This window comes from Gordonia amicalis NBRC 100051 = JCM 11271, assembly GCF_000332995.1.
Lineage (GTDB): Bacteria > Actinomycetota > Actinomycetes > Mycobacteriales > Mycobacteriaceae > Gordonia > Gordonia amicalis.
The window spans coordinates 73,132-80,022 of the sequence record NZ_BANS01000031.1 but is presented as its reverse complement, the minus strand read 5'-3'; the positions used below and the strand labels follow the sequence as shown (position 1 = coordinate 80,022).

Genomic DNA, 6,891 nt, shown 5'->3' with positions numbered 1-6,891 from the left:
AGTGGGAGCGGCAGCCACATCACGATCGCCGCGCTGATGTTCCACTTCTGACGAAGCGCCGTCGCGAAGTTGAAGTACTCGCTGGAGTGATGGGCCTGATGGGTGGCCCAGACGATGCGCACACGGTGCGACACGCGATGCACCCAGTAGTAGATGAAGTCCACACCCACGAAGGCGATGACCCACGAGTACCACTGGTTCATCGGTAGATGCCAGGGTGCGACATAGGTGAACAGGGCGGTGTAGGCGATCAGCCCGAGGAGTTTCCAGAAGGCGCTGGTCCCGATGGAGACGAGGCCCATGAGGACGCTCGCGCGCGCATCGCGTGTCTCGTATGCGCCCGGCCGAGGACCGCCCCCGTCGTCGTGGCCTGCATCGTGCTCGAGCTTGGCCGCGGCGAACCACTCGATCGCGAGCATCGTCACGAAGAACGGGATCGCGAGGACGGTCGGCTCGCGCATCGGTTCCGGCAAGAACTCCAACACCGTGTACTCCCTAGAACACCATCTGACACGTCAGCATGTCAGTTTGATTCTGACAAGGTATCGTGTCAGAAGCTGCGCTGTAAAGAGCCGATCCGCCATTCGCGGGTCACGACGAGAGGAACGACGGATCGTGTCCACGTCCGCCACCGCGGGGCCCTCCGCCGCACCCGTCGGGGGCCGACGCTATGGGGGAGCGGATCCGACCGAACGTCAGTCGCGCCGCCGCCACGCGTTGATCAGCGCCGGACTCGACGTCTTCGGCAGCGAGGGCTACGCCAAGGCCTCGGTCAAGAGTGTCTGCGACCAGGCCGGCCTGACCCAGCGCTACTTCTACGAGTCGTTCAGCGACCGTGCCGATCTGCTCGTCGCCGTCTACGACGACTGTGTCGACTTCGCGCGTACCGCGACTCTCGCCGCCGCGAGCCCGTTCCTGGAGACCGAAACCGACGACACCGAGGACCGGGGAGACCCGAAAGAGGTTGCCCCGGAGAGAATTTCCGGAGCAGGGATTGCCGGTGAACTCATCTCCGACGCCGCGCGTGCCACACTCCGGGCCTTCATGTCGGCACTGACCGACGACGAGCGGCGGGCCCGCGTCATGCTGGTCGAGGTCGTCGGCGTCTCGCCGGAGATCGAGCGCGTGCGGATGAGTGCGATCCACGGCTGGGCAGAGCTGATCCTGATGCTGGCGAGGGGGAGTCGTCCGCCCACCGCCCGCCAGCGGCTGGCCTCGGTCGGACTCGTCGGCGCGGTCACCCAGTTGATGGTCGATTGGTACGTTGCGGGACAGTCGGATTCCGACATTCCCCGCGAACCCCTCGAAGACGTCCTCGACGTGTGCGTCGAACTCTTCGTCGCCGCGCACGATCGTCTGCTGAACTGACGTCACGATTCTCGTACTCTGCCAAAACGCCTCCATAAGACGTGCTCGGGGAGTAGATTTCGGACCATTCTGCTTCAAGCCGCGGGTCCGCTACTCCCGGGAGGCGACGGATGAGTACAGCAGAGGAGCGCGCAAGACAGCTGGATCTTGTTGCGCGCCTTAAATATTCCTATCCGGAACTCCCGGACGCACCGACTCCCGATCTCCTCGATCACGCGCGCATCACCGCCTACCTGAAGCCGGTTCACGATGTCGGCGGAGAGCCCGATGCGCCGATCTTCTACGAGGGAAAGGCATATGAGCTGTGGGAGCACATGACCTATGTCATGTGTGAAGTGCTGGCGTGGCGCGGGATCTGGCTGTCGGAGGAGCGTCGGCGCATCGGCAACGTCGACGTCGGTCGTGCGGAATACCTCGGACTCCCGTACTACGGCCGCTGGCTCCTGGCGGTGGCGAGGGTCCTGGTCGAGAAACATCACATCGCGCTGGGTGAGCTCTCCGAACGCATGCTCGAGGTGCAGGAACGATATGCCGGAGGACTGGCCGGCAAGACCCTCGAGGCGCAACCCCGTGGTGCCGGCGACGGATCCGACGTCCCCCGCAACACCCACCACCGCCACGCGGTCGGCGTCGGCGATCCGCAGATCTACGCCGGAAAGGCCGGCGAGGCACGGTTCACCCTCGGGAGTCGTGTCCTCGTGCGTGAACTACCGGTCGTCTTCTACACGCGCACACCGGAATACGTTCGGGGTGCCACCGGCGAGATCGCTGCCGTCGCCTACGAGAGCCCCGCACCCGAGGACGAGACGTGGGGTCTGTCCGACGCGCAACCCGAGTGGTTCTACGTCGTGGAGTTCCGGATGAGCGAACTCTGGCACGGATACACCGGCCCCGACGACGACACTCTGCGAACCGAGATCCCGGAGAGGTGGCTGGCGCCGGCCGGTCGAGAGGAGAGTCAGGAACCATGAGCGACGCCCCCGGTGCGCACGGCCACGATCACGATCACGACCACGACCACGCGCGCACGGTCGCGCCGATGGTCGAGGAGGTCACCGATTTCGAGGTCCTCGAGATCGCTCTGCGCGAATTGTGCATCGAGAAGGGACTTTTCACCGCGGAGGAACACCGAAGGTTCACCGAGTTCGCCGAGCAGATAGGCCCGACGCCGGCGGCGACCCTGGTCGCCCGGGCGTGGGTGGAACCGGATTTCCGAGAGTTGGCCCTCGCCGAACCCATGACCGCGAGCAAGGAGGTCGGCGTCGACTGGCTGGAACCCACCGGTTTCGGAACGCCCAGTGATTTCACCGCGTTCTCGATTCTCGCCGACACCCCGACGCTTCATCACGTGATCGTGTGTGCGTTGTGTTCGTGTTATCCGCGACCGATTCTCGGCAATTCACCCGAGTGGTATCGCACACCGAACTACCGGCGTCGGATGGTTCGGTGGCCGCGACAGGTGTTGTCGGAGTTCGGTCTCCAACTGCCGGACGACGTGTCGGTGCGGGTCCAGGATTCCAACCAGAAGCACCGGTTCATGGTGATGCCGCAACGTCCGGCCGGAACCGAGGACTGGACCCGAGAGCAGCTGGCCGAGATCATCACGCGGGACTGTCTGATAGGGGTCGCGCTGCCGAAGCCGGGAGTCACCACCAACGCGGTCACCACGGTGCGGCCCGCCGTTCACCCGGCAGGAGAGTGACGATGTCGACGCGGACCGAAGCCGGAGATGTCCACCCGTCCCTCGCCGAGGTCGTCGAACGCGACCAGGTGTGGCCCCGAATGGCCGCCAGGTACGGGGTCGCCAATCTCGTTCCACCGTGGAAGACCAGCCTCGACGGTCTCTGCGATGCGCTCGACCGCGCCGCCGACAACGGCTGCGCGGCACCCGGGGTCGTGGAGCGCCGGGACGAGGAGGACCGGTTGGCGGCCACCACCTATGCCGACCTTCCCTATCCGGAGAATCAACTCGTCGCCCTCGCCCACACACTGCTCGACCGCGGGGTGATCGACGAACGCGAACTCGCCGAACGGATGGCCGCGGTCCGGGCGCGACTGGAGGCGTGAGGACGCGGACAAACCGGGTGTCCACAATGGGATCATCCCTGTAGACAACCGCCTCACCACTGCGTCGTGTGTTGACTTCTCCATTACTCTCAGCGCATGGCCGGGGGGAAAGACGCAGTTGACCTGCGTACCGATGAGCAGTTGTTGCGGGCTCACGTCGCCGGCGACCCGGGTGCGTTCTCCGATCTCGTCAACCGCCACCTCGACTATCTGTGGTCGGTCGCCCTCCGAACCAGCCAGAGCCCCGAGGACGCCGCCGACGGGTTGCAGGATGCGCTGCTGGCCGCTCATCGGACCGCGGCGGATTTCCGCTCCGACGCGAAGGTGACCAGTTGGCTGCACCGGATCGTCGTCAACGCGTGTCTGGATCGGATTCGTCGCAACAACTCCCGCAAGACCGTCCCGTTGCCCGAATGGGACGTGATGTCGATCGCGGACACGAGTGACGACATCTCCGCGGTGGACCTGTCGGTTTCCATCGGCCGGGCGCTGCACACCCTGCCCGAAGGCCAACGACAGGCCATCGTCGCCGTCGACCTCGAGGGTTATTCGATCGCCGAAGCCGCATCACTGCTCGGTGTCGCCGAGGGGACGATCAAGAGCCGGTGCGCGCGAGGGCGCCTCAAACTCGCCCAGGTCCTCGGCCATCTTCGGACTGCCGATGACGCGTGATCCCATGCCTGCCAAACTCTTCCCTTCTGTCCCTGTCGGAGTGGAACCGGAACGGCGCGTCGCGCGTCCAAGTACTCGACGACCACCGACGACGACCATCGAAATGCCACCACCGAGAGACCGACGCCCGACCTCCGGAATGGAAGACTGACACCATGACCCCGCGGGGACCAGACGACACCGAGTCCGGCGATCTGCCCGATCCGCCGTACTCGGCAGACACGCTGGCCGAGTTCCATGCCGGCGTGCTGTCCGAGCGCGCCACCGCCCACATTCGTGCGAAGATCGCGGATGACCCTGCGGCACAGGAGATCCTGGCTGCTCTGGACCGGACGGCGAGTCAACTCCGCGCGTCGACGCCGGCCCCGCATCCGGTTCCGGATCGGGTTCGCGCCGATGTCCAGGCCACGCTCGCCGCCCTCGCCGGATCGTCCTCGGCCACATCCCCCTCGGTCACGGACGTCCCGTCCACCTCTGCACCCTCCACATCCGCAGGCACGGCGACGGCACCCGCCGATCCGAATGCGCCGGTGGATCTCGCCGCACGACGCGAGCGGTCACGCCGCACGAGGATGGTCGTGCCGCTCGTGCTGGCGGCGGCCGCAGTCGTGGTGGTCGCATTCGGCTCGATCGGTGTGCTGCGTCTGATGTCCTCGTCCTCGTCCTCGGACGACACTCCACGGCCGACGCAGGCCCAGCCTGCGTCCACCCAGACTCTGGACCCGACCGGGTCCGCGTCGGCGCTCTCGGTCCTCGGCCGCACCGACGGCGCGCCGTTCGAATCGGTCGCGGCACTCCGCCGGTGCACCGCGGCCCACCTCATCCCCGCGACCGCGGTCGTCGTCGGCTCGGGGCGGATCATCTTCCACGGTGCCCCCGCTGCCGCCATCCTGCTGTCCACCGGAATCGCCGGCCGCTTCGACGCCCTCATCGTCGGTTTCGAGTGCGACACCGGCAATCCCGCTTTCCTGGCCCGGGGGACGATCGGCGGCTGACAATCACAGCCGTAGCCGAGACCTGCGTCACCACGCCGGGAGCGTGGACTTGACCGGGAACATCTGCGCTTACCCTTGTGTTGAAGCAGCCGTGATCCCGACGAGACACATCCGGGATCTCGTATACCCCACCAGCACGGAGGACGGATGAGCCAGCCAGAGACCCAGCAGATCCACGACGTGATCGTCATCGGATCTGGTCCTGCCGGGTACACCGCGGCGATCTACGCCGCGCGCGCCGAGCTAGCACCGATCGTCTTCGAGGGAACCCAGTTCGGTGGCGCGCTCATGACCACCACCGAGGTCGAGAACTTCCCCGGTTTCCAGACCGGTATCCAGGGTCCGGCCCTGATGGACGAGATGCGCGAGCAGGCGATCCGATTCGGCGCTGACCTGCGCATGGAAGACGTCGACACGGTCCGCCTCGAGGGCGACATCAAGGAGGTCGAGGTCGGCGGAGAGGTGTTCCGCGCACGCGCGGTCATCCTCGCGATGGGTGCCGCCGCACGGTACCTGGGTGTCGAGGGTGAGCAGCAGCTTCTCGGCCGCGGTGTCTCGGCATGTGCGACCTGCGACGGATTCTTCTTCAAGGACCAGGACATCGCCGTCATCGGCGGTGGTGACTCCGCGATGGAGGAGGCCACCTTCCTCACCAAGTTCGCGCGCACCGTCACCCTGGTCCATCGCCGCGAGGAGTTCCGCGCGTCGAAGATCATGCTCGATCGGGCACGCAACAACGACAAGATCCGCTTCGTCACCAACGCCGCTGTGCGTTCGGTCCTCGGCGAGGGTTCGGTCAGCGGTCTCGAGCTCGAGGACACCCGCACCGGCGAGGTGAGCACGCTCGACGTGACGGGCATGTTCGTCGCGATCGGCCACGATCCGCGCAGCCAGCTGGTTCGCGGACAGGTCGATCTCGACGACGAGGGCTATGTCCTCGTCCAGGGACGCACCACCTACACCTCGCTGCCCGGTGTCTTCGCCGCCGGCGACCTGGTCGACCACACCTACCGTCAGGCCATCACGGCAGCCGGTAGCGGTTGTTCGGCGGCCATCGACGCCGAGCGCTGGCTCGCCGAGCAGGGCGAGGCGCCACAGCACACCGTCGACGCCGAGTCCGTCGCCGACGTCGAGCCTGTTCAGGCACCTGCCTGAACTGCACTTTCCACTCCGAACTTCATTCTTGAGTCCATCTGAGGAGGACACCACCATGGGTGCAAACACGGTCGTCGTCAACGACACCACCTTCAAGGACGCCGTTCTCGGCGCCGACAAGCCGGTCCTGGTCGACTTCTGGGCCACCTGGTGCGGCCCGTGCCGCATGGTTGCCCCGGTCCTCGAGGAGATCGCCCGCGACCACGGCGACAAGCTCACCATCGCCAAGCTGGATGTCGACGAGAGCCCGGCCACCGCGCGTGACTTCCAGATCATGTCGATTCCGACCATGATCCTCTTCGACAAAGGTCAGCCGGTGAAGACGATCGTCGGCGCCAAGGGCAAGGCCGCACTGCTTCGCGAGCTCGACTCGGTGATCGGCCAGTCTGCCTGACCTGCTGTTCCTTCTGATCCGCGGCGAGAGTCCGACGGGTGAACGACGTTGGTGTCGGCCCGCGGGCTCTCGTCGTTGGTAGTCTCGGCCCGGGTCCCCGACCATGCGGGACACGAGCCGACCACGACGCGGCTGGACCTGTTCCAGTTTGGTGTAGTGAACTTCAGCTGAGAGAATGCAGGCTGATGCTGACCGGTACCGCCGTAGTGCGGTCCGCCAGATTTCGCCGGCAGGGCGTCA

9 protein-coding genes are annotated in these 6,891 nt (G+C 66.0%); 8 read left to right on the top strand and 1 reads right to left on the bottom strand.

Annotated features, from left to right (window positions below):
• The coding region (locus GOAMI_RS15670) for a sterol desaturase family protein (protein ID WP_006437526.1) at nt 1-485 on the bottom strand (485 nt) is incomplete at its 3' end.
• Between the two features lie 130 nt (nt 486-615).
• Here GOAMI_RS15670 and GOAMI_RS15665 point away from each other — a divergent pair.
• The 8 genes from GOAMI_RS15665 (at nt 616) to trxA (ending at nt 6,651) form a co-directional block, all read left to right on the top strand.
• Entirely contained in the window at nt 616-1,368 is a 753-nt protein-coding gene (locus GOAMI_RS15665) for a TetR/AcrR family transcriptional regulator (RefSeq protein WP_006437525.1), read from the top strand.
• Nucleotides 1,369-1,478: 110 nt separating this feature from the next.
• Nucleotides 1,479-2,339 carry an SH3-like domain-containing protein gene (locus tag GOAMI_RS15660; RefSeq protein ID WP_006437524.1) on the top strand — a complete coding sequence of 287 codons (861 nt, stop codon included), beginning with the start codon at nt 1,479-1,481 and terminating at the stop codon, nt 2,337-2,339.
• Nucleotides 2,336-3,070 carry a thiocyanate hydrolase subunit gamma gene (gene scnC / locus GOAMI_RS15655; RefSeq protein ID WP_006437523.1) on the top strand — a complete coding sequence of 245 codons (735 nt, stop codon included), beginning with the start codon at nt 2,336-2,338 and terminating at the stop codon, nt 3,068-3,070. Before GOAMI_RS15660 ends, scnC begins: the two co-directional genes overlap by 4 nt.
• A gap of 2 nt (nt 3,071-3,072) precedes the next feature.
• Nucleotides 3,073-3,435, top strand: a complete 363-nt coding sequence (locus tag GOAMI_RS15650) for an SH3-like domain-containing protein (protein WP_006437522.1) — start codon at nt 3,073-3,075, stop codon at nt 3,433-3,435.
• Between the two features lie 96 nt (nt 3,436-3,531).
• Nucleotides 3,532-4,107 (top strand): RNA polymerase sigma factor SigM, encoded by a 576-nt coding sequence (gene sigM / locus GOAMI_RS15645; protein ID WP_006437521.1) that lies wholly within the window; start codon nt 3,532-3,534, stop codon nt 4,105-4,107.
• 155 nt (nt 4,108-4,262) lie between these two features.
• On the top strand, nt 4,263-5,102 hold the full coding sequence (locus GOAMI_RS15640; RefSeq protein ID WP_006437520.1) for an anti-sigma factor family protein: 840 nt from the start codon (nt 4,263-4,265) through the stop codon (nt 5,100-5,102).
• A 147-nt stretch (nt 5,103-5,249) separates the two neighbouring features.
• On the top strand, nt 5,250-6,257 hold the full coding sequence (gene trxB / locus GOAMI_RS15635; RefSeq protein WP_006437519.1) for a thioredoxin-disulfide reductase: 1,008 nt from the start codon (nt 5,250-5,252) through the stop codon (nt 6,255-6,257).
• A 55-nt stretch (nt 6,258-6,312) separates the two neighbouring features.
• On the top strand, nt 6,313-6,651 hold the full coding sequence (trxA, locus tag GOAMI_RS15630) for a thioredoxin (RefSeq protein ID WP_006437518.1): 339 nt from the start codon (nt 6,313-6,315) through the stop codon (nt 6,649-6,651).
• The last annotated feature ends 240 nt before the right edge of the window (nt 6,652-6,891 follow it).